Below are 20,601 nucleotides of genomic sequence, written 5' to 3'. Positions count from 1 at the left end.
AGGCCGGATAAGCGCAGCGCCATCCGGCATTTAAACTATCTCTGCTCGCCCATGAGCTCTTTCACCAACTCCACGCAGCGCAGGAATCGACCGTCGTAGTCCGGCTCCTGAACGTGCACAAAATTGATATTGTTTTCCTGCAGCATCTCAACCAGCAGCGTCTGAAACGCTTTTCTGTCAACCGAACTACCAAGGCTGCGCAAACCATCCGCCACCCACGGGGTGTTGTTTTCCAGTAGGATCACCAGGTCAAAGCGATACTCGTCAATCAGCGCCTGCACAAACGGGTGTTCACGCCCTTCATACTTTTTACAGAAGGCCTGAGTGGTCACGAAATCGGTGTCGATGAACGCCACTTTATTGGCATACTTAACAGCAAAATCAATGTATTGCGCTTGTCCCAGGGCGATCTTATCGTAGTCGGAATACTGCAACGCCATCTCATCGCCGCCCAAATGGGAGAAAACGTAATCACGCCCATATTCCCACGCACTGGTGGTGTTAAAGATGTTGGCGAGCTTGTTCACCAGCGTCGATTTGCCGCTCGACTCCCCGCCGAGGATCGCCACAGTACGTACGAAAAACGGCTTCACTTCGGTCGGTATATACTCCCAGTAGCGAAACGGGTTCTCACGAATTTGCCCGCCACTGATGCTCATAAACGTTCGCTTGGGATCCACCAGCACGGTTTCGATCCCCAGATGTTCCAGATACTGCGGGGCATCTGATTCTTCAGAAGTGTAGATCCAGTTTGGCTGGATCCCTTTCTCCTGCATAAACGTTTTGATCCCGTTGCTCCACACGTCCCAACCGTGCGGATACGGCTCCATGCCCTCTTCGTTGAAGGCATGAATACGGATATTTTTCTGATACTTAAAGGTTTGCAGCAGCCAGCGCAGGCGATCGGGTACCGTAGGCTGTTGCGACATGGCGCTGTCTTCAAACAGGCTGCGATCGCGCGTGTCGTCATAGCCCATGATGATATGCAGTTCATCAACCTGACTACATGCACGCTGGATAAGATAGATATGACCGGTGTGCAGCGGATAAAACTTACCGAATACCACACCAATATTTTTCTGCTGGCGTGGAAACTCCAGCCCAAGAAAGCGGTGCAATGCCTCCAGCTTTTGCGCACTGGGGCTTTTGATTTTGGCATTCAGCAGTTGGCTTAGGTATCCCTTGGTCATGCCACTGGCATCCGCCACCTGTTGCAGGGTACAGCCTTTTTGCTTTATGGCGGTTTTGAGATAGTCGAACGATGACACAAGAGCCTCCTGCTGGAAAAATCGCGTAACACTGCCTGATGGCGCTTCGCTTATCAGGCCTACAACATCAATCCGTAGGCCGGATAAGACGCATTGCGTCGCCATCCGGCAAATTATACAACATCACTGCATACAGAGGATTATAAGTCGTCAAACACGCTTAACGCATCCGCAAGCTTTTTAACGCCAAAGACCTGCATCCCTTCCGGTACTTTTTTCGGCACGTTGGCGGCGGGAACTATCGCCCGACGAAAGCCGTGCTTTGCCGCTTCCGAAATACGCTCCTGGCCGCTGGGTACCGGACGGATTTCGCCTGCCAGTCCTACTTCGCCAAAGACCACTAAGTCCTGCGGCAACGGCCTGTCGCGCAGGCTGGAAACCATTGCCAGCAGCAGCGCCAGGTCGGCGCTGGTTTCGGTGACTTTTACGCCGCCGACCACGTTGACGAACACGTCCTGATCCGCCATCTGCAAGCCGCCGTGACGATGCAGCACCGCCAGCAGAATCGCCAGGCGGTTCTGTTCCAGACCGACCGCCACGCGACGTGGGTTCGCCATCATTGAGTGATCGACCAATGCCTGAATCTCTACCAGCAGCGGACGCGTGCCTTCCCAGACCACCATCACTGAACTGCCGGAGGTGACTTCATCGCCACGGCTTAAGAAGATAGCGGAAGGGTTACTGACTTCACGCAACCCCTGTTCCGTCATGGCGAAGACGCCCAGCTCATTCACCGCGCCAAAGCGGTTTTTATGGCTACGCAGTGTACGGAAGCGGGAATCGGCATCACCGTCGAGCAGCACCGAGCAGTCGATACAGTGCTCCAGCACCTTCGGCCCGGCCAGCGATCCGTCTTTGGTGACATGACCAACCATCACAATCGCCACGCCGCGCGTTTTGGCAAAACGCGTCAGGTAGGCCGCCGTTTCGCGCACCTGCGCCACGCTGCCCGGCGAAGACTGAATATCCGCCATGTGCATCACCTGAATGGAGTCGATCACCATCAGTTTCGGTTGTTCTTCTTCGGCAATCAGGCAAATTTGTTCGATACTGGTTTCTGACAGCATGTTCAAATTCGCCGTCGGCAGGCCAAGCCGGTGCGCGCGCATCGCTACCTGTTGCAGCGACTCTTCGCCGGTGACGTACAGGGTTTTCATCTGCTCAGCAAGCTTGCACAGCGTTTGCAGCAGCAGCGTTGATTTCCCCGCGCCGGGGTTACCGCCAATCAGAATGGCGCTGCCGGGTACCACCCCGCCGCCCAGCACGCGGTCAAACTCTTTAAATCCGGTGGAAAAACGCGGCAGTTCCTCAAGGCTGATGTCAGACAGCTTCTGCACTTTTGCGACGCCCGCATTCCCGGCATAGCCACTGAGCCGCTCGTTACGCGCCACCGTCGGCGACGCGGCAAGGCGTACCTCGGTAATGGTGTTCCAGGCCTGGCAGGCGCTGCATTGCCCCTGCCAGCGCGGGTAATCGGCCCCGCATTCATTACAAACAAAGGCGCGTTTTGGAGCTTTTGCCACGTTTTACCTCGTTATTTCTGGTTCATGCTGCCGGAGAGAATGCAGAACACGCCCATCAGGTCAGCATGACGGATAGTAATTTCCGTCTTTTCATTCACTTTCGGTTTGGCATGATACGCAATACCCAATCCGGCCGTTTTGATCATCGGCAGGTCGTTGGCGCCGTCGCCGATCGCTACCGTCTGCGCGATCGGGATCTCATACTCCTGCGCCAGTCGGGTCAATGTATTGGCTTTGTACTGCGCATCGACGATATCACCGATCACATTGCCGGTGAATTTACCGTCCATGATCTCCAGCTCGTTTGCCACAGCCGCCGTCAGACGCAGTTTGTTACGCAGATAATCGGCAAAGAAGGTAAAGCCGCCGGAGGCGATTGCCACTTTCCAGCCGAGCGTTTCCAGTTTTAACACCAGTTGAGTCAGGCCAGGCATCAGCGGAAGTGTTTCGCGCACCTGGTGCAAAATATTGGCATCAGCGCCCTTCAGCGTCGCCACGCGGCTGCGCAGGCTGGCGGTAAAGTCCAGTTCGCCACGCATCGCGCGTTCGGTGACTTCGGCAACCATTTCGCCGGTTCCGGCCAGTTTAGCAATTTCATCAATACACTCGATCTGGATTGCCGTCGAGTCCATGTCCATCACCAGTAAACCCGGCGTGCGCAGATGTGGAATTTTACCCAGCGGTGCAACATCCAGTCTGGCGTCATGCGCCAGTTTTGCCGCGCGTGGCGTTAATGAGCCCGCCAGACGAATCACCTGATAATCTTCAACGCACCACGCCGCCACGATCACCATCGCTGCGCCCAGTTTACTCTGGTATTGCGTTAACCGTTGCTTATCCAGCCCACGACCGTACAGCAGCCAGCCACTACGGCCCGCGTGGTAATCCAGCGGCATCACTTCATCACCGCTTAAAGAGAGGGGCAGACCTGGCCACAGAGAGACATCTTCAGGTAGATCGCACCAGGTAATGTTAGGCATTAAAGCTCCTGTAAAATCGTTCGGGTCGGAATCATCAGGGGAAAATAACGCATGAGGCTACCCTGTAACCAGCGCTTCTGGCAACATTAAGTCTCAAATTTTCAGCAGGTGGAATATGGCTCGCACAAAACTGAAATTCCGACTTCATCGTGCAGTGATTGTATTGTCCTGCCTTGCGCTGCTCGTCGCTCTGATGCAGGGGGCTTCCTGGTTTAGTCAAAGCCACCAGCAGCAGCGTAATCCTCAGCTCGAAGAGCTGGCGCGCACGCTGGCTCGCCAGGTCGCGTTAAACGTCGCCCCATTGATGCGTACCGAAACGCCGGATGAAAAGCGCATTAAGGCGGTGCTCACGCAACTGACGGAGAGTAGCCGTATTCTGGACGCTGGCGTGTACGACGAACAGGGAGACCTGATTACGCGCACCGGTGAGAGCGTCAATGTTCGTGACCGGCTGGCGCTCGACGGCAAAAAAGCCGGGGGATATTTTAACCAGCAGATTGTCGAACCCATCCAGGGGAAAAATGGTCCGCTGGGCTATCTACGCCTGACGCTGGATACCCACACGCTCGCGACCGAAGCCAAGCAGGTGGATAACACCACCAACATCTTACGCCTGATGCTGCTTCTGTCGCTGGCAATCGGCGTGGTGCTGACCCGTACCTTATTGCAAGGTAAGCGTACCCGCTGGCAGCAATCCCCTTTCCTGCTGACCGCCAACAAACCGGTGCAGGAAGAAGAAAACGAGAAAAAAGAGTAAAAACAGTAAAATAAAGGGAAATCAACCATGACCACATTACGCCTGCTTATCTCAGACTCTTACGATCCGTGGTTTAACCTCGCGGTCGAAGAGTGCATTTTTCGCCAGATGCCCGCCACGCAGCGCGTCTTGTTCTTATGGCGTAACGCCGATACGGTGGTGATTGGCCGGGCGCAAAACCCGTGGAAAGAGTGTAATACCCGGCGTATGGAGGAAGACAACGTGCGGCTCGCCCGTCGCAGTAGCGGCGGCGGCGCGGTATTCCATGACTTAGGCAATACTTGCTTTACCTTTATGGCCGGTAAGCCAGAGTACGACAAAACCATCTCCACCGCGATTGTCCTTAATGCTCTGAACGCGCTGGGCGTAGAGGCCGACGCCTCCGGGCGTAACGATCTGGTGGTCAAAACGCCGGACGGCGATCGCAAGGTTTCCGGCTCTGCTTATCGGGAAACGAAAGATCGCGGATTCCACCACGGCACGCTGCTGTTGAACGCGGATTTAAGCCGCCTGGCAAACTATCTCAATCCCGATAAAAAGAAACTTGCCGCCAAAGGCATCACCTCGGTTCGCTCGCGGGTGGCGAATTTAACGGAGCTGTTGCCGGGCATTACCCATCAACAGGTCTGTCAGGCCATTACGGAAGCCTTTTTTACCCACTACGGCGAACGTGTCGAAGCGGAAATTATCTCGCCGGATAAAACGCCGGATCTGCCGAACTTTGCCGACACCTTTGCCCGCCAGAGCAGTTGGGAGTGGAATTTTGGTCAGGCACCTGCATTCTCGCACCTGCTTGACGAGCGTTTCACCTGGGGCGGCGTCGAGCTACATTTCGACGTCGAAAAAGGTCATATCACCCGTACGCAGGTGTTTACCGACAGCCTCAATCCCGCGCCGTTAGAAGCGCTGGCGGGTCGTCTGCAAGGATGCTTGTACCGTGCTGATATGCTGCAACAGGAGTGCGAGGCGCTGCTGGTTGATTTCCCGGAGCAAGAAAAAGAGTTACGCGAGCTGTCGGCATGGATTGCCGGAGCGGTGCGTTAAGCACTGGCCTGAAAATGCCGGATGGCGGCGACGCCTTATCCGGCCTACGAGAAGAATGGTAAGCCCGGTCAGCTCAGAGCCACCGGGCAAACAACGCTTACTCTTTATCGCCCAGCAGAACGGATTCCAGTGCGATTTTGATCATGTCGTTGAAGGTCGTCTGACGTTCAGCCGCAGTGGTTTGCTCGTGAGTACGGATATGGTCGGATACGGTGCAGATGGTCAGAGCTTTCGCACCAAACTCAGCCGCGACGCCGTAGATACCCGCCGCTTCCATTTCCACACCCAGCACGCCGTATTTTTCCATCACGTCGAACATTTCGCCGTCCGGAGAGTAGAACAGGTCAGCGGAGAACAGGTTGCCCACGCGCGCGTCTACGCCCAGCGCTTTTGCCGCATCAACCGCGTTACGCACCATGTCGAAATCAGCAATAGCGGCGAAGTCATGATCTTTAAAACGGATACGGTTAACTTTGGAGTCGGTGCAGGCACCCATACCGATAACCACGTCACGCAGTTTAACGTCCATACGCACAGCGCCGCAGGAACCTACGCGAATGATTTTCTTCACGCCGAAATCGGTGATCAACTCTTTGGTGTAGATGGAGCAGGACGGGATACCCATACCGTGACCCATTACGGAGATCTTACGGCCTTTATAAGTACCGGTGAAACCTAACATGCCGCGCACGTTATTCACTTCACGAACATCTTCGAGGAAAGTTTCAGCAATATGCTTTGCACGCAGCGGGTCGCCCGGCATCAATACGACGTCAGCGAAATCACCCATTTCTGCATTAATATGTGGAGTTGCCATTTTTTATCCTTATTTCGTTGTTATTGCCTGATGGCGACTACGCCTTATCAGGCCTACAAAACGTATCCAAATACCCTAAGGATTTCGCGTTGTAGGAAGGCGACGAATTCGTGTATCCCCGGGAGCATAGATTCACTATGTGACCGGGGTGAGCGAATGAAGTCAACGCATCTACAGCGCGAAAGACAACGGGTATTACAGCATGTTTTTACCGTAGTCCATCGGCGACGTACCAAAGTAGCTCGCCAGCGTCTGACCGATATCCGCGAAGGTTTCACGGTGACCTAAAGAGCCAGGTTTAACTTTCGGGCCGTAGACCAGTACCGGAATGTGCTCACGGGTGTGGTCAGTGCCGGTCCAGCTCGGGTCGCAGCCGTGGTCGGCGGTCAGGATCAGAATGTCATCTTCACCTACCAGCTCCATCAGCTCTGGCAGACGGCGGTCAAACAGTTCCAGACCCGCTGCGTAACCGGCGATATCGCGACGATGTCCCCATGAAGAGTCGAAATCAACGAAGTTGGTGAAGACGATGGTCTTATCACCGGCTTCTTTCATCTCTTTGATGGTGGCGTCGAACAGCGCGTCCAGACCGGTGGCTTTCACTTTTTTAGTGATGCCGCAGTTAGCGTAGATATCCGCGATTTTACCGACGGAAACCACGTGACCGTCTTTCTCGTCGACCAGTTTCTGCAGCACGGTCGGTGCTGGCGGCTCAACGGCCAGATCGTGACGGTTACCGGTACGCTGGAAGTTACCGGCTTTATCACCGATAAACGGACGTGCGATAACACGACCGATGTTGTAACCACCTTCGGTCAGTTCCTCACGGGCGATTTCGCACAGCTCGTAGAGTTTATCCAGGCCAAAAGTCTCTTCGTGGCAGGCAATCTGGAACACGGAGTCAGCGGAGGTATAGAAAATCGGCTTGCCGGTTTTCATATGCTCTTCACCCAGTTGATCCAAAATCACGGTACCGGAAGAGTGGCAGTTGCCGAGGTAGCCCGGCAAGTTGGCACGTTTTACCAGCTTATCCAGCAGTTCCTGCGGAAAGCTGTTTTCATGATCGGAGAAATAACCCCAGTCAAACAGAACCGGAACACCAGCGATTTCCCAGTGACCAGACGGTGTATCTTTCCCGGAAGAGAGTTCATGCGCCCATGCATAGGCGCCAATGACTTCCGCGTTACCGTCCATGCCAGCAGCAATTTTACCGGTAGAACCTTCGTGAGCTTTCACCAGGCCCAGACGGGTCAGGTTAGGCAGAGTCAGTGGGCCTTTGCGACCATTGTCAGCTTCACCTTTCGCACAGGCTTCTGCAATGTGTCCCATAGTGTCTGAGCCTACGTCGCCAAAGCGATCCGCATCTTCAGTCGCACCAATACCAAAGGAGTCCAGCACCATAATAAATGCACGTTTCATATTAATCTCCGTACCTTTTGCGCCGCAAAAAAGCGATCAGATCAGTATACAGTTATTCGGTTATACGACGATAGACTGTCGGTGTAATTTCTGGCGCTTTATCGTCAAGGCTGATTGCCGCTTTGACCGCTTTCGCCGCTTCCTGCCAGCTGGCTTCATCTTTCGCGTGGATCACCGCCAGCGGACGCTGTCCATCTACGCTGTCGCCCAAACGCGCCATGTCGCTAAAGCCAACGCTGTAATCAATGGTGTCCGAAGCCTGACGACGACCGCCGCCCATGGAAACGACCGCCATACCCAGCGCACGGGTATCCATCGCGCTGACAAAGCCTTCGGTATCAGCATATACCGCTTTGCTGAGCATTGCCGTCGGCAGGTACTTCGCATAATTTTCGACGAAATCGGTCGGTCCTTTCTGCGCCGCAACCATGCGACCAAAAATCTCTGCCGCTTTACCGTTATCCAACACCGCCTGCAATTTCGCACGGGCTTCGGCGTCATCTTTCGCCAGTTTGCCGGAGATCAGCATTTCCACGCACAGCGCCATGGTGACGTCTAACAGACGTGGATTGCGGTATTCACCGGTCAGGAACTGCACCGCTTCGCGGACTTCTACCGCGTTACCAGCGCTCGAGGCCAGTACCTGGTTCATATCGGTTAACAGCGCGGTGGTACGTACACCCGCCCCGTTCGCCACGCCGACAATCGCTTCGGCAAGGGCTTCAGAAAGCTCGTAGGTCGGCATAAAGGCGCCGCTGCCTACTTTCACATCCATCACCAACGCATCCAGCCCTTCCGCCAGCTTTTTCGCCAGGATGGAGCCGGTAATCAGCGGGATGGAATCCACGGTCGCGGTAATATCGCGGGTGGCATAAAAACGTTTATCCGCCGGTGCGAGCGAGCTGGTTTGCCCAATAATCGCCACACCAACGTCTTTAATAATTTCACGGAAACGCGCGTCGTCCGGGAAGATATCAAACCCAGGAATCGCTTCCAGTTTATCGAGCGTACCGCCGGTGTGCCCCAGGCCACGCCCGGAGATCATCGGAATATAGCCGCCACAGGCAGCAACCATCGGGCCTAACATCAGTGACGTTACGTCACCCACGCCGCCGGTAGAGTGTTTATCCACAATCGGGCCGTTCAGCTGCAGGCTTTTCCAGTCCAGCACGGTTCCTGAATCACGCATTGCCATGGTCAGCGAAACTCGCTCAGGCATTGTCATATCGTGGAAGAAAATGGTCATCGCCAGGGCGGCGATTTGTCCTTCAGAGATGGTGTTGTCGCGAATACCATTGATAAAGAAACGAATTTCTTCATCGCTCAGCGCATGACCATCACGTTTTTTACGAATAATTTCTTGTGCGAGAAACACGGTAACCCCCGATTAATCAGGTTAAATGCTGCGGAAAACCCACTGCAATGAATGATTACTCTTAATAATCCAAGCCGTTGTAGGCCTGGTAAGCAACGCGCACCCGGCAGTCGTACTGATGCCGGATGGCGGCTGCGCCTTATCCGGCCTACGATGGGCAATTCAAACTTAGTAGCTGCTTGCGCTCTTACCGTCGCCATGACCCAGCGCTTTCAACAGGCTCGCCAGCAGGCTGGATGCGCCAAAACGATAGTGACGAGAATCAGCCCAGTCAGCGCCAAACAGTTCGTCGGCAATCGCCAGGAACTGCTGTGCATCTTCTGCAGTACGCACGCCGCCAGCCGGTTTGAAACCTACGGTTTTAGAAACACCCATGTCGCGGATCACTTCCATCATGATGCGAGCGCTTTCAGGGGTCGCATTGACCGGCACTTTACCGGTAGAGGTTTTGATGAAATCAGCACCGGCTTTGATGGAGATTTCAGACGCTTTGCGAATCAGGGCTTCTTCTTTCAGTTCACCGGTTTCGATGATCACTTTCAGCAGCACGTTTGCCGCCGCGCACGCGTCTTTACAGGCTTTAACCAGATCAAAACCAACCTGCTCGTTACCCGCGATCAGCGCACGGTACGGGAACACCACGTCAACTTCATCTGCACCGTAGGCAATCGCCGCGCGGGTTTCAGCCAGCGCAATCTCGATGTCGTCATTACCGTGCGGGAAGTTGGTGACGGTGGCAATACGGATGTCCGGCGTGCCCTGCTCTTTCAGAGTCTTACGCGCAACAGGAATGAAACGTGGATAGATGCAAATTGCTGCCGTGTTGCCAACCGGGGTCTTCGCCTGATGACACAGCGCGATCACTTTTTCATTGGTGTCGTCATCATTCAGGGTGGTCAGGTCCATCAGTTTCAGTGCACGCAGGCTGCTTGCTGTTAAATCGGTCATAACATTCTCCAACGGCATCGCCGTATAAAATTTCACCTTGCGAGTTTGTTAGTATTCTAACATCCGCTCGCTATTACACTTCGATATACATCACAGTTAATGAAAACCACATACAGATTTGCATTACTCTAATGAGATCTACTTCAAATAAATAACCTTTCCTGAGGGGATGCGGTGGCATCAGGCGCATCCGGATCAAAGGTTGTGGTGGCGTTGCTTTCTACAATGGCGTTACACCTTCGGGATAAAAAGGAATCAACGATGCCCACTTCAAGCGAACTCGCGCTGCAACAGCGTTGCCAACAAATCGTGACCAGTCCGGTGCTCAGCCCTGAGCAGAAACGCCATTTTCTGGCGCTGGAGGCTGAAAACGCGCTGCCTTATCCGCAACTGCCTGCTGAGGCACGCCAGGCGCTGGATGACGGGGTGATCTGCGATATGTACGAAGGTCACGCCCCCTTCAAACCGCGCTATGTCTTACCCGACTACGCGCGTTTTCTGGCCAACGGTTCATCGTGGCTGGAGCTGGAAGGCGCCAGCAATCTTGATGATGCGTTGTCCTTGCTCACCATCCTGTACCACCACGTTCCGTCAGTGACCTCAATGCCGGTCTATCTCGGTCAGCTCGACGCCCTGCTGCAACCATATGTTAGAATTCTAACACAAGAAGAGATCGATATTCGAATAAAACGTTTCTGGCGTTATCTCGACAGAACCCTGCCAGACGCGTTTATGCATGCCAACATCGGCCCCGCCGATACGCCAGTCACCCGAGCAATTTTACGCGCAGATGCAGAGCTAAAGCAGGTTTCACCTAATCTGACATTTATTTATGATCCGCAAATTACCCCTGACGATCTGCTGCTCAACGTGGCGCAAAATATCTGCGAGTGCAGTAAGCCGCACATTTCCAACGGCCCTGAAAATGATAAAATTTTCACAAAAGGTCAGTATGGCGTCGTCAGCTGTTACAACTCGTTGCCGCTCGCCGGAGGCGGAAGCACGCTGGTCAGGCTTAATCTGAAAGCCATTGCAGAGCGCAGTACCTCTGTGGATGACTTCTTTACGCGCACCCTACCGCACTATTGCCAACAGCAAATCGCCATCATTGATTCACGATGTGAATTCCTTTATGAAAAATCACATTTCTTTGAGAATAGCTTCCTCGTGCAGGAAGGGTTGATTGATCCCGAACGTTTTGTGCCTATGTTCGGCATGTATGGCCTGGCGGAGGCGGTGAACCTGCTGTGCGATAAGGCGGGGGAGAACGCGCGCTACGGCAAAGATGCGTTCGCCAATCAGCTCGGCTATCGTATCAGCGCCCAACTGGCGGAGTTTGTCGAAAGCACCCCGGTGAAATATGGCTGGAATCAGCGTGCGATGCTGCATGCACAGTCAGGGATCAGTTCTGACATCGGCACCACGCCGGGCGCGCGTCTGCCCTACGGCGATGAGCCGGACCCGATCACCCATCTGCAAACCGTCGCGCCGCATCACGCGTTTTATCACGCCGGGATCAGCGACATTCTCACGCTGGATGAAACCATCAAACGTAATCCTCAGGCGCTGGTGCAACTGTGCCTCGGGGCGTTTAAAGCCGGAATGCGCGAGTTTACCGCCAACGTGAGCGGCAACGATCTGGTCCGCGTCACCGGCTATATGGTCCGCCTGTCGGATCTGGAAAAATATCGTGCCGCAGGTTCACGCACCAACACCACCTGGCTTGGCGAAGAAGCCGCGCGCAATACGCGCATTCTGGAACGACAACCTCGCGTGATTAGCCATGAACAGCAGATGCGCTTCAGTAAGTAAACTGATCCCTTTCTCCTGCGTCGACGGGCCGGGCAGTCGCCTGGCTCTGTTTCTGCAAGGATGTAATCTGCGCTGTAAAAATTGCCACAACCCGTGGACGATGGGGCGCTGCAACGACTGCGGGGAGTGTGTACTGCATTGCCCGCATGAAGCGCTGAGCCTGAGCGCGGGGAAAGTATGGTGGCAGTCCGACGTGTGTCAGCAGTGCGATACCTGCCTGCACATGTGCCCCCAGCAGGCCACGCCGATGGCGCAGAACATGAGCGTTGATGAGGTGCTGGAGCATATTCGCAAGGCAGTGCTGTTTATTGAAGGAATTACGGTCAGCGGCGGCGAAGCGACCACCCAGTTGCCGTTTATCGTGGCGCTGTTTAGCGCGATCAAAACCGATCCACAGTTGCAACACCTGACCTGCATGGTAGACAGCAACGGCATGCTAAGCGAAACCGGCTGGCAAAAATTGTTGCCGGTGTGCGACGGCGTGATGCTTGATTTAAAAGCCTGGGACAGCGAGTGTCATCGACAGCTAACTGGCCGCGATAACACGCTGATTAAACAGAGCATTACCTTTTTGTCCGGGCAGGGAAAACTGGCGGAGCTGCGCCTGCTGGTGATTCCTGGTCAGGTGGATTATCTGCAGCATATCGATGCGCTGGCGGCGTTTATCAAGCGTTCAGGTGATGTACCGGTACGGCTGAATGCCTTTCATGCGCACGGGGTGTATGGCGAAGCGAAAGACTGGCCGAGTGCAACGCCGGAGGATGTCGAGCAACTGGCGCAAGGGCTACGCGAACGCGGTGTGAATAATATGATCTTCCCAGCGCTGTACCTGTGAAATGCCGGATGGCGGCTATGCCTTATCCGGCCTACACATGAGGTCAGTCCGTAGGCCGGATAAGACGCTTTTGCGTCGCATCCGGCACGCAACAATCACACAGTAAACAACGCGGTCGTATTGCGATACAGCGCGTCAGCGATCACATCTGCAGGTTCCGGGCGCAGCTCGCATAAGACGTCAAACACTCTGACTACCTGCTCAGGGCGGTTGGGCAGTCCCTGAAAGCCGTTGAGCGGCATATCCGGCGCGTCGGTTTCCAGCAGCAGCGAGTCCAGCGGCAGTTGCGCCATTACCTCGCGGGTTTTACTGGCGCGCGGATAAGTAATGGTGCCGCCCACGCCAATTTTGTACCCCAGTTGCACAAAGCGTTCGGCCTGCTGCACGCTTCCGGAAAACCCATGCACCACGCCTGTTCGTGGCAAAGCATGGCGTTTAAGGTGCATCGCCAGCTTGTCATGAGTGCGCCGCGAATGCAGGATCACCGGCAATTCGTAACTCTTCGCCAGCTTAAGCTGCGCTTCCAGCAGCCGCTCTTGCTTGTCGAATTGCGGATCGTCCCGATACAGATCCAGCCCAATTTCGCCTACTGCCACCAGCTTTTTGGGACGCTTATCCAGCGCCTGCTGCAACTGTTCCAGGCAATCATCACCATGCTGTTCAATGACAATCGGGTGCAGCCCCAGGGCAGCAAACAATGAAGGATAATGTTCCGCTAACGCCAGTACGCGGGGAAAATTCGCCGCCTGGGTGGCCGGAACGATAATGCTTTGCACGCCGACGTCAGCCGCACGCTGAATGCTGGCAGATTCATCGCCGGTAAACGGTGGGAAATCAAAATGACAATGCGTATCGATAAAACGATAACTCACGCCAAATCCTCATTATCAAACGTCGTGTCGTTCGCCTGAGGCGCATTGGCTACCACAGGCGCGTGGGCGTCGTTGGCCACCGGCGCGGGAGGAACCACCACCGGCCCCGGCACCACAATCTTCGGCGTCTGACGAGGCAGCGGCGCATTTTTCGCCAGCAGTTTACCGACTGTCGCCAGGAAGTAACGACCACACAGGCGTCCTGTCTTGTAATCTTCCCGCAGCGCCGGAATACGGCTTCCCAACGCCATACTATGGAGCGGCTTGGGTGGATAGATCTCAAAGATGCGCAGTTTACCCGGCGGTTTCTCAATAAAACTTTGGATCGCGCGATAGCTGTCTTCATGGTGCTGGACCAGATTCAATAACGGTTGCAGACTGCTTTCGCCCAGCCAGCGTTCCATACGTTTGAACCACTGTGGCGTATAGTACATTTGCGAGGGTACTGTGCGGATAACCACCAGCGTTTTTGCTCCGTGCTTCGCCGCCTCTTGCACCGGTATGGCGTCGCTGACGCCACCATCAAGATAGTTCACGCCATCGAGCGCAACTCCTGTGCGGTAGAATCCGGGAATCGCGCTGGAAGCACGGATAAGATCGAGCCAATTTTGCCGATTCGGCGAAAAATAGCCCGGCGTGTAGTCATCGCCCCGACAGGCGCACATATAAAACGCTTTCCCAGCGGCAAACAGGCGCTCGGCGTTATCCATTGCCAGCGGCATCTGGGAGGCGGTCGAATCCACCAGCCAGTCGAGATCGATTAAGTTTCCCCCGCGCACAAAGCGCACCGGGTCAAAAAACTCACGTCGGGTAGTGTAACGCATGATGACTTTACGACCGTAACCAGGCTGGTTACAGAGATAAGCTGAAAGGTTTTGCGCGCCAGCGGATGTCCCGTAGAAGAGATCAAAGGGATTGAACTGCGCCCGCATGAATTCATCCAGTACGCCAGCGGTGAAAATGCCTCTTTGTCCCCCGCCTTCGCACACCAGCGCCATACTGCCTGGTTGAAACGGACGTAACGATAACGGCGCGATATTACCGAGCGTGACGGGTATTCTCTGCCCCACCTCTGCCTTCCTGTTGTTTTTGTAATAGGAGAACAAAGTAACGCAAAATGCCTGCCGCTAAAACCGTAAAAGCCAGTCCGCTGGACTGGCTGAGTAGCAAGATATCTTTACGGTTTACTTACTAGGGTCGTTTACGCCCGGTAAACAGGCTGACCAGAAACAGAATGATCCCCACCACAAAAACAATTTTCGCTGCGCCTGCAGCGGTACCCGCCAGTCCACCAAAACCCAGTGCAGCGGCAATTAACGCGATAACCAGAAATATGATGCCCCATCGAAACATGTGCTTCTCCTTTACCATAGTTAATGTCACCGCTTGATATGAGCACTCAGGCTGCCCATCGGCGATATTTTCAGTGTGGTGCACAACACGCCTCCCGACAAACGTCAGGAGGACGAATTAAGTCTAATTAGTGAGTTTTAAGATCGTTTTTGACGCTTTTCACGCCATCAATTGCTTTGGCGATGCTCTCAGCGCGATCGCTTTGAGCCTGTGATTCAACGGTTCCTGAAAGCTGTACCACGCCATCGGTGGTTTCAACCTTCACTTTGCGGGAAGGGACAATATCATCGGCCAGCAGTTTGGCTTTTACCTCACTGGTGATTGCCGTATCGCCCGCATAGCCTTTTACAGAAGTATCTTTGCTATCACGCACGTGTAATTTGTCGCTGACGGAGGTCACACCCTCTACGCCTTTCGCCACTTTCACCGCCTCTTCGGCTTGTGCCTGGCTTTCAACAAACCCGCTTAGCGTCACCACCTTCTGATCGGTTTTGACGGAAATATCGGTGCTCTTAATGCTATCGTGGTCCACCAGCGCGGCTTTCACTTTCGCGGTGATGGTGCTGTCATCCATGAAATTACCGACTTTGTTCATAGAGCTATCGACTTTCTGCCCCGCACTTTCGACGCCGGATTGCGCTTTATCCGTCGTGGAGTTTTCTGCAAAAGCAGAACCCGTTGCAACAGCGGAAGTCAGCATCACGGCCAGCAGCGTTTTAGAAATCTTAAGTCCTGTCATTGTCATCGATGTATTCCTGTATGTTTGCTAAAAGCTATGCTCTGCCGTTATAGGGCTTGAGCCAGCAACTAATCTTGTAAGTGGAATAAATATCAGCAATAGAAGCTGCAACAGGCAGCCTAAAAAGCATTTAACGCCGACATTTATGTCATCACATTGTTAAATATAGTTCAGGATTTCGTGATCGCAGTCCAGATTGACTAAAAAACAGGCAAACAAAAGAAAAACGAGAGGTTTTAAGAACATTCCGCAAGGGATTTAAAAGACAGAGAAAGTTGCAGGGCACGGCGGATACCGTGCCCTGGAGGGGCGATTAGTGTTCGCGCGTTTTGCGGAACTGAACGTCAGGGTAACGTTCCTGGGTGAGATTCAGGTTAACCATGGTCGGCGCAATATAGGTGAGGTTATCGCCGCCATCCAGCGCCAGCTGAATTTCGTTTTTACGCTTGAATTCTTCGAATTTCTTCACGTCAGAACACTCTACCCAGCGGGCAGTCGCCACGTTGACCGACTCATAAATCGCTTCAACGTTGTATTCGCTCTTCAGGCGTGAAACCACCACGTCGAACTGCAGCACACCGACAGCGCCCACGATCAAATCGTTATTGGCGATCGGACGGAAGACCTGCACTGCACCCTCTTCTGACAGCTGAACCAGCCCTTTCAGCAGCTGTTTCTGCTTCAGCGGATCCTTCAGGCGAATACGACGGAACAGCTCCGGCGCGAAGTTCGGAATACCGGTGAACTTCATCATTTCGCCCTGGGTGAAGGTATCACCAATCTGGATAGTGCCGTGGTTGTGCAGACCAAGAATATCGCCCGGATACGCTTCTTCCACGTGAGAACGGTCACCAGCCATAAAGGTCAGCGCATCGGAGATAACCACGTCTTTACCAATGCGCACCTGGCGCATTTTCATGCCTTTCTCGTACTTACCGGACACCACGCGCATGAACGCCACGCGGTCACGGTGTTTCGGGTCCATGTTGGCCTGAATTTTAAACACGAAGCCGGTGAACTTCTCTTCGGAAGCCTCAACGACGCGGGTGTCGGTTTTACGCGGCATCGGCGCAGGTGCCCACTCCACTAAACCGTCCAGCATATGGTCAACGCCGAAGTTACCCAGCGCGGTACCGAAGAAGACCGGGGTGATTTCGCCTGCGAGGAACAGCTCATGGTCGAATTCGTTAGACGCGCCCTGCACCAGCTCCAGTTCGTCGCGCAACTGCTGCGCCAGGTCTTCGCCCACGGCAGCATCAAGTTCCGGGTTGTTCAGACCTTTAACAATGCGGACTTCCTGAATGGTGTGGCCTTTACCCGTCTGGTACAGGTAAGTTTCGTCTTTATATAAGTGATAGACGCCTTTGAACAACTTACCGCAGCCAATCGGCCAGGTGATCGGCGCACAGCCGATTTTCAGTTCGTTCTCGACTTCATCCAGCAGCTCCATCGGATCGCGGATATCGCGGTCGAGTTTGTTCATAAAGGTCAGGATTGGCGTATCGCGCAGACGGGTAACTTCCATCAGCTTACGGGTCCTGTCCTCAACGCCTTTTGCGGCGTCAATAACCATCAGGCAGCAGTCCACCGCCGTCAGGGTACGGTAAGTATCTTCGGAGAAGTCTTCGTGCCCCGGGGTATCCAGCAGGTTGACCAGGCAGTCATGGTACGGGAACTGCATTACGGAGGTGGTAATCGAGATACCACGCTGCTTTTCCATTTCCATCCAGTCAGATTTGGCATGTTGGCTGGAGCCACGGCCTTTTACCGTACCGGCGGTCTGAATCGCCTGTCCGAATAACAGTACCTTTTCAGTAATTGTCGTTTTACCGGCATCCGGGTGAGAAATAATGGCAAAAGTGCGGCGTTTGGCCACCTCTTGCAAATAAGGAGACAACGTCATAGTCAAATCTTCTTAGGTAACCACGGCAACGGGCCGTGCAAGTTGAATACGAAAAATTGCGGCTATTTTACCCATCAACGGGGGGGAGGCAATCAGTGTTTACACAGGAGTTGCTCCAGTTCGCTTAATGACGCTACGGTCCAGGTGGGCTGAATGCCCGCTGGCTGCTCGCGGTGGTGCGTATTTAGCCAGCAGGTGGATAGCCCGGCGTTAATGCCGCCAAGAATATCGGACTCTGCGGTGTCACCCACCATCAGCACGCGGGAACGGTCAGGATTGCCCGCCTGCTCCAGCGCATGGTCAAAAATACGGGGATCGGGTTTTGCCACGCCAACCTGCTCAGAAATCACCAGCAGGTCGAAATAGTCGCGCAGCCCCGTCCGCTCAAGGCGGATTTGTTGCAACGCCGTAAAGCCGTTAGTAATGATGCCGATTTTCGCTTTACCACGAATCGCATTGAGCAGAGAAACCGCCCCTGGCAACGGCGAGCAGATTTCCGCCATCGCATTGATGAATGCGTCGTTAAGCTGGCCTGGCTCGACCTTCAGGCGTTCAGCCCAGCTCTGGAAACGGGCATGCTGCAGTTGTAATGAGGTAATCGCGCCGTTTTGATAATCCACCCACAGCGGTTTATTTACAGCCTGGTAGTCCTGAAAATCTTCAGCGGTAAAAGTAATGCTATAGTCGAGAAACATCCGCTGTAAGCCGGTAAACGAGTCAAACGTAAACAGCGTTTCGTCGGCATCAAAGAAAATCCAGTCCCACTTCTTCATCATTACACCTTGTCTTACATGCTGATTGGCAATGCCATGATAATGGCATCTTCATGACCATCGGCCGTCGGATAGTAATTGCGCCGGATCGTTGCCTCGTTAAAGCCCAGGCTTTCATATAGCGCGATAGCGGCAGCATTTGAGGCGCGCACCTCAAGCCACAGGGTCAAAATGCCACGTTTTTCCAGCTCATCGATCAGGTGCTCCAGCAGCTCACGCCCCAGGCCCCGGCGCTGAAAGTCAGGATCAACGGCGATATTGAACAGCGTAGCTTCATCCAGCACGACCTGCGTAATCGCAAAGGCGGCCATCACGTCGCCAACCCTCAACTGAAAATTGAGGTAGCGATCGCCCTGGTTGCTGGCAAATGTTTTTTCACTCCACGGAAAAGCGTGGGCGCGTTTTTCAATCTGAAATGCTGCAGGTAAATCAGTCGGCTCGAGGGAAGAAATCGTGTTCATATGCGCAGATTTGTTGCCATAACGCGGCGCGGGCCGCTGGGTTTTCCCGTAATTCATTAAACGCAGGACTCGCGACCTGAGCGCCCTCCAGCAGCAGCGGCTCATCGGTTCCCAGCCGCCAGCTATTACAGCGGCTGCCCTGCGGCAGCATGGCGACACGGTCAGGCGTCAGTTGTAAAACCTGATCCGGGCTGACGGTTAATGCGCGTAAAATATCGCTCATCAACGGTTCGGTTAGCACGGGTAACTGTGCAGCAACCATCACCAAACGGACATGCGCAGGAATTGAAATCGCGATCTCGCCCTGCAGTGCGCCAGGACGACGCAACGACCACTGCGTAATGCCCAGTTGCTGTAACTGCCAGTCTCGTCGGGATGTCATAGCGAAACACTCCTGTAATCAGGGGCGCAAATATAGCAAATTTGTCGAATCCGCGCCATCAAACAACTATAATCCCCCGCTGTACAATTTAAGGAGCACTCCATGTCTGCTTTTACCCCGGCAAGTGAAGTCTTGCTGCGCCACAGTGATGATTTCGAACAAAGCCGTATTCTGTTTGCCGGTGATTTGCAGGATGACCTGCCTGCCCATTTTGAAAGCGCCGCCAGCCGTGCGCACACTCAGCAGCTTCACCACTGGCAGGTGCTTAACCGCCAGATGGGCGACAACGTCCGCTTCAGCCTCGTCGCGCAGGCCGATGACGTCGGCGATAGCGATACGTTAATCTACTACTGGCCGAAGAATAAGCCGGAAGCCCAGTTCCAGTTGATGAACCTTCTTTCGCTGTTACCGGTTGGTACTGATATTTTTGTGGTAGGTGAGAACCGCAGCGGCGTACGTAGCGCAGAGCAGATGCTGGCCGAATACGCGCCGTTGAACAAAGTCGACAGCGCGCGTCGCTGTGGCCTGTACCATGGTCGTCTGGAAAAACAGCCGGTCTTTGATGCCGAAAAATACTGGGATGAATACCAGACCGAAAATCTGACCATCAAAACGCTGCCGGGCGTATTCAGCCGCGACGGCCTGGATGTTGGCAGCCAACTGCTGCTCTCCACGCTGACGCCACACACCAAAGGCAAAGTTCTGGATGTCGGCTGTGGCGCGGGCGTACTCTCCGTCGCGCTAGCCAGCCACTCGCCAAAAGTGCGCTTAACCCTGTGCGATGTTAGCGCCGCCGCGGTTGAAGCCAGCCGCGCAACGCTTGCCGCCAACGGGATTGAAGGTGACGTCATCGCCAGTAACGTCTTTTCTGACGTGACGGGTCGCTTTGATATGATCATCTCCAACCCACCGTTCCACGATGGGATGCAGACCAGCCTCGATGCCGCGCAAACGCTGATTCGCGGCGCAGTGCGCCACCTCAACAGCGGCGGTGAGCTGCGTATCGTGGCGAACGCCTTCCTGCCTTATCCGAAGGTACTGGATGAAGTGTTTGGCTTCCACGAAGTTATCGCGCAGACCGGGCGCTTTAAGGTCTATCGCACCGTCATGACGCGCCAGGCGAAAAAAGCCTGACCGATCCAGGCCGGATAAGGCGTTTACACCGCCATCCGACGTGACACCGAGCAACGCCGGATAGCGCTAGCGCTTATCCGGCCTGGATAAAACGCCAAACCCCGAAGAAACGCCTTTTTTTTCGGCAATCACGTTAAGTTCGATAATTAACTGTTGACGCCCTGCATAAAATCTCTAGAATTCGCCCCCGTGGTAACGATACTTTT

20 protein-coding genes are annotated in these 20,601 nt (G+C 54.2%); 5 read left to right on the top strand and 15 right to left on the bottom strand.

Going from position 1 to position 20,601, the window contains the following annotated elements; translation table 11 throughout:
* Nucleotides 1-35: 35 nt before the first annotated feature.
* The 3 genes from nadR to serB form a co-directional block, all read right to left on the bottom strand.
* Nucleotides 36-1,268, bottom strand: a complete 1,233-nt coding sequence (gene nadR / locus LA337_02765; GenBank protein UBI16632.1) for a multifunctional transcriptional regulator/nicotinamide-nucleotide adenylyltransferase/ribosylnicotinamide kinase NadR — start codon at nucleotides 1,266-1,268, stop codon at nucleotides 36-38.
* A 140-nt stretch (nucleotides 1,269-1,408) separates the two neighbouring features.
* The gene (gene radA / locus LA337_02760; GenBank protein UBI16631.1) at nucleotides 1,409-2,791 is read right to left on the bottom strand and encodes a DNA repair protein RadA; all 1,383 of its coding nucleotides are present in this window, start codon (nucleotides 2,789-2,791) and stop codon (nucleotides 1,409-1,411) included.
* Between the two features lie 11 nt (nucleotides 2,792-2,802).
* Nucleotides 2,803-3,771 (bottom strand): phosphoserine phosphatase, encoded by a 969-nt coding sequence (serB, locus tag LA337_02755; protein UBI16630.1) that lies wholly within the window; start codon nucleotides 3,769-3,771, stop codon nucleotides 2,803-2,805.
* Between the two features lie 115 nt (nucleotides 3,772-3,886).
* Between serB and LA337_02750 the strand changes: the two genes are divergently transcribed.
* Entirely contained in the window at nucleotides 3,887-4,528 is a 642-nt protein-coding gene (locus tag LA337_02750) for a YtjB family periplasmic protein (protein ID UBI16629.1), read from the top strand.
* Nucleotides 4,529-4,555: 27 nt separating this feature from the next.
* Nucleotides 4,556-5,572 (top strand): lipoate--protein ligase LplA, encoded by a 1,017-nt coding sequence (lplA, locus tag LA337_02745; protein ID UBI16628.1) that lies wholly within the window; start codon nucleotides 4,556-4,558, stop codon nucleotides 5,570-5,572.
* 97 nt (nucleotides 5,573-5,669) lie between these two features.
* Here lplA and deoD read toward each other — a convergent pair whose 3' ends face one another.
* The 4 genes from deoD to deoC all read right to left on the bottom strand — a co-directional run bounded on the left by deoD (nucleotide 5,670) and on the right by deoC (nucleotide 10,131).
* Entirely contained in the window at nucleotides 5,670-6,389 is a 720-nt protein-coding gene (gene deoD, locus LA337_02740) for a purine-nucleoside phosphorylase (protein UBI16627.1), read from the bottom strand.
* Nucleotides 6,390-6,584: 195 nt separating this feature from the next.
* The gene (gene deoB / locus LA337_02735) at nucleotides 6,585-7,808 is read right to left on the bottom strand and encodes a phosphopentomutase (GenBank protein UBI16626.1); all 1,224 of its coding nucleotides are present in this window, start codon (nucleotides 7,806-7,808) and stop codon (nucleotides 6,585-6,587) included.
* Nucleotides 7,809-7,860: 52 nt separating this feature from the next.
* Nucleotides 7,861-9,183, bottom strand: coding sequence for a thymidine phosphorylase (gene deoA, locus LA337_02730; protein ID UBI16625.1), 1,323 nt, complete (start codon nucleotides 9,181-9,183; stop codon nucleotides 7,861-7,863).
* 168 nt (nucleotides 9,184-9,351) lie between these two features.
* A complete protein-coding gene (deoC, locus tag LA337_02725) occupies nucleotides 9,352-10,131 on the bottom strand; it encodes a deoxyribose-phosphate aldolase (protein ID UBI16624.1) in 780 nt (259 codons plus the stop codon).
* A 261-nt stretch (nucleotides 10,132-10,392) separates the two neighbouring features.
* On the opposite strand from deoC, the gene LA337_02720 reads away from it, so the two are divergent.
* Together LA337_02720 and LA337_02715 are read left to right on the top strand one after the other, a co-directional pair.
* On the top strand, nucleotides 10,393-11,943 hold the full coding sequence (locus tag LA337_02720) for a YjjI family glycine radical enzyme (protein UBI16623.1): 1,551 nt from the start codon (nucleotides 10,393-10,395) through the stop codon (nucleotides 11,941-11,943).
* Nucleotides 11,915-12,778 carry a YjjW family glycine radical enzyme activase gene (locus LA337_02715; GenBank protein UBI16622.1) on the top strand — a complete coding sequence of 288 codons (864 nt, stop codon included), beginning with the start codon at nucleotides 11,915-11,917 and terminating at the stop codon, nucleotides 12,776-12,778. Before LA337_02720 ends, LA337_02715 begins: the two co-directional genes overlap by 29 nt.
* A gap of 95 nt (nucleotides 12,779-12,873) precedes the next feature.
* Here the strand turns inward: LA337_02715 and LA337_02710 are convergent, their stop codons facing one another.
* The 8 genes from LA337_02710 to holD all read right to left on the bottom strand — a co-directional run bounded on the left by LA337_02710 (nucleotide 12,874) and on the right by holD (nucleotide 19,261).
* On the bottom strand, nucleotides 12,874-13,650 hold the full coding sequence (locus tag LA337_02710; protein UBI16621.1) for a metal-dependent hydrolase: 777 nt from the start codon (nucleotides 13,648-13,650) through the stop codon (nucleotides 12,874-12,876).
* Entirely contained in the window at nucleotides 13,647-14,720 is a 1,074-nt protein-coding gene (locus tag LA337_02705) for a patatin family protein (GenBank protein UBI16620.1), read from the bottom strand. Before LA337_02705 ends, LA337_02710 begins: the two co-directional genes overlap by 4 nt.
* Before the next feature lie 121 nt (nucleotides 14,721-14,841).
* A complete protein-coding gene (locus tag LA337_02700) occupies nucleotides 14,842-15,003 on the bottom strand; it encodes a DUF1328 domain-containing protein (GenBank protein ID UBI16619.1) in 162 nt (53 codons plus the stop codon).
* A 127-nt stretch (nucleotides 15,004-15,130) separates the two neighbouring features.
* Nucleotides 15,131-15,748 carry a molecular chaperone OsmY gene (gene osmY / locus LA337_02695; protein ID UBI16618.1) on the bottom strand — a complete coding sequence of 206 codons (618 nt, stop codon included), beginning with the start codon at nucleotides 15,746-15,748 and terminating at the stop codon, nucleotides 15,131-15,133.
* 307 nt (nucleotides 15,749-16,055) lie between these two features.
* On the bottom strand, nucleotides 16,056-17,645 hold the full coding sequence (gene prfC, locus LA337_02690; GenBank protein UBI16617.1) for a peptide chain release factor 3: 1,590 nt from the start codon (nucleotides 17,643-17,645) through the stop codon (nucleotides 16,056-16,058).
* 92 nt (nucleotides 17,646-17,737) lie between these two features.
* Nucleotides 17,738-18,418, bottom strand: coding sequence for a pyrimidine 5'-nucleotidase (gene yjjG / locus LA337_02685; GenBank protein ID UBI18391.1), 681 nt, complete (start codon nucleotides 18,416-18,418; stop codon nucleotides 17,738-17,740).
* Between the two features lie 14 nt (nucleotides 18,419-18,432).
* Complete coding sequence (gene rimI, locus LA337_02680; GenBank protein ID UBI16616.1) at nucleotides 18,433-18,879, bottom strand: ribosomal protein S18-alanine N-acetyltransferase; 447 nt, start codon at nucleotides 18,877-18,879, stop codon at nucleotides 18,433-18,435.
* Nucleotides 18,848-19,261 (bottom strand): DNA polymerase III subunit psi, encoded by a 414-nt coding sequence (holD, locus tag LA337_02675; GenBank protein ID UBI16615.1) that lies wholly within the window; start codon nucleotides 19,259-19,261, stop codon nucleotides 18,848-18,850. The genes rimI and holD overlap by 32 nt, the downstream gene beginning before the upstream one ends.
* 102 nt (nucleotides 19,262-19,363) lie before the next feature.
* On the opposite strand from holD, the gene rsmC reads away from it, so the two are divergent.
* On the top strand, nucleotides 19,364-20,395 hold the full coding sequence (gene rsmC / locus LA337_02670; protein ID UBI16614.1) for a 16S rRNA (guanine(1207)-N(2))-methyltransferase RsmC: 1,032 nt from the start codon (nucleotides 19,364-19,366) through the stop codon (nucleotides 20,393-20,395).
* Nucleotides 20,396-20,601 lie beyond the last annotated feature (206 nt).

Origin of the sequence: Citrobacter europaeus, from assembly GCA_020099315.1 — a bacterium.
Taxonomy (GTDB): domain Bacteria; phylum Pseudomonadota; class Gammaproteobacteria; order Enterobacterales; family Enterobacteriaceae; genus Citrobacter; species Citrobacter europaeus.
This window is presented reverse-complemented; position numbering and strand designations above follow the sequence as displayed.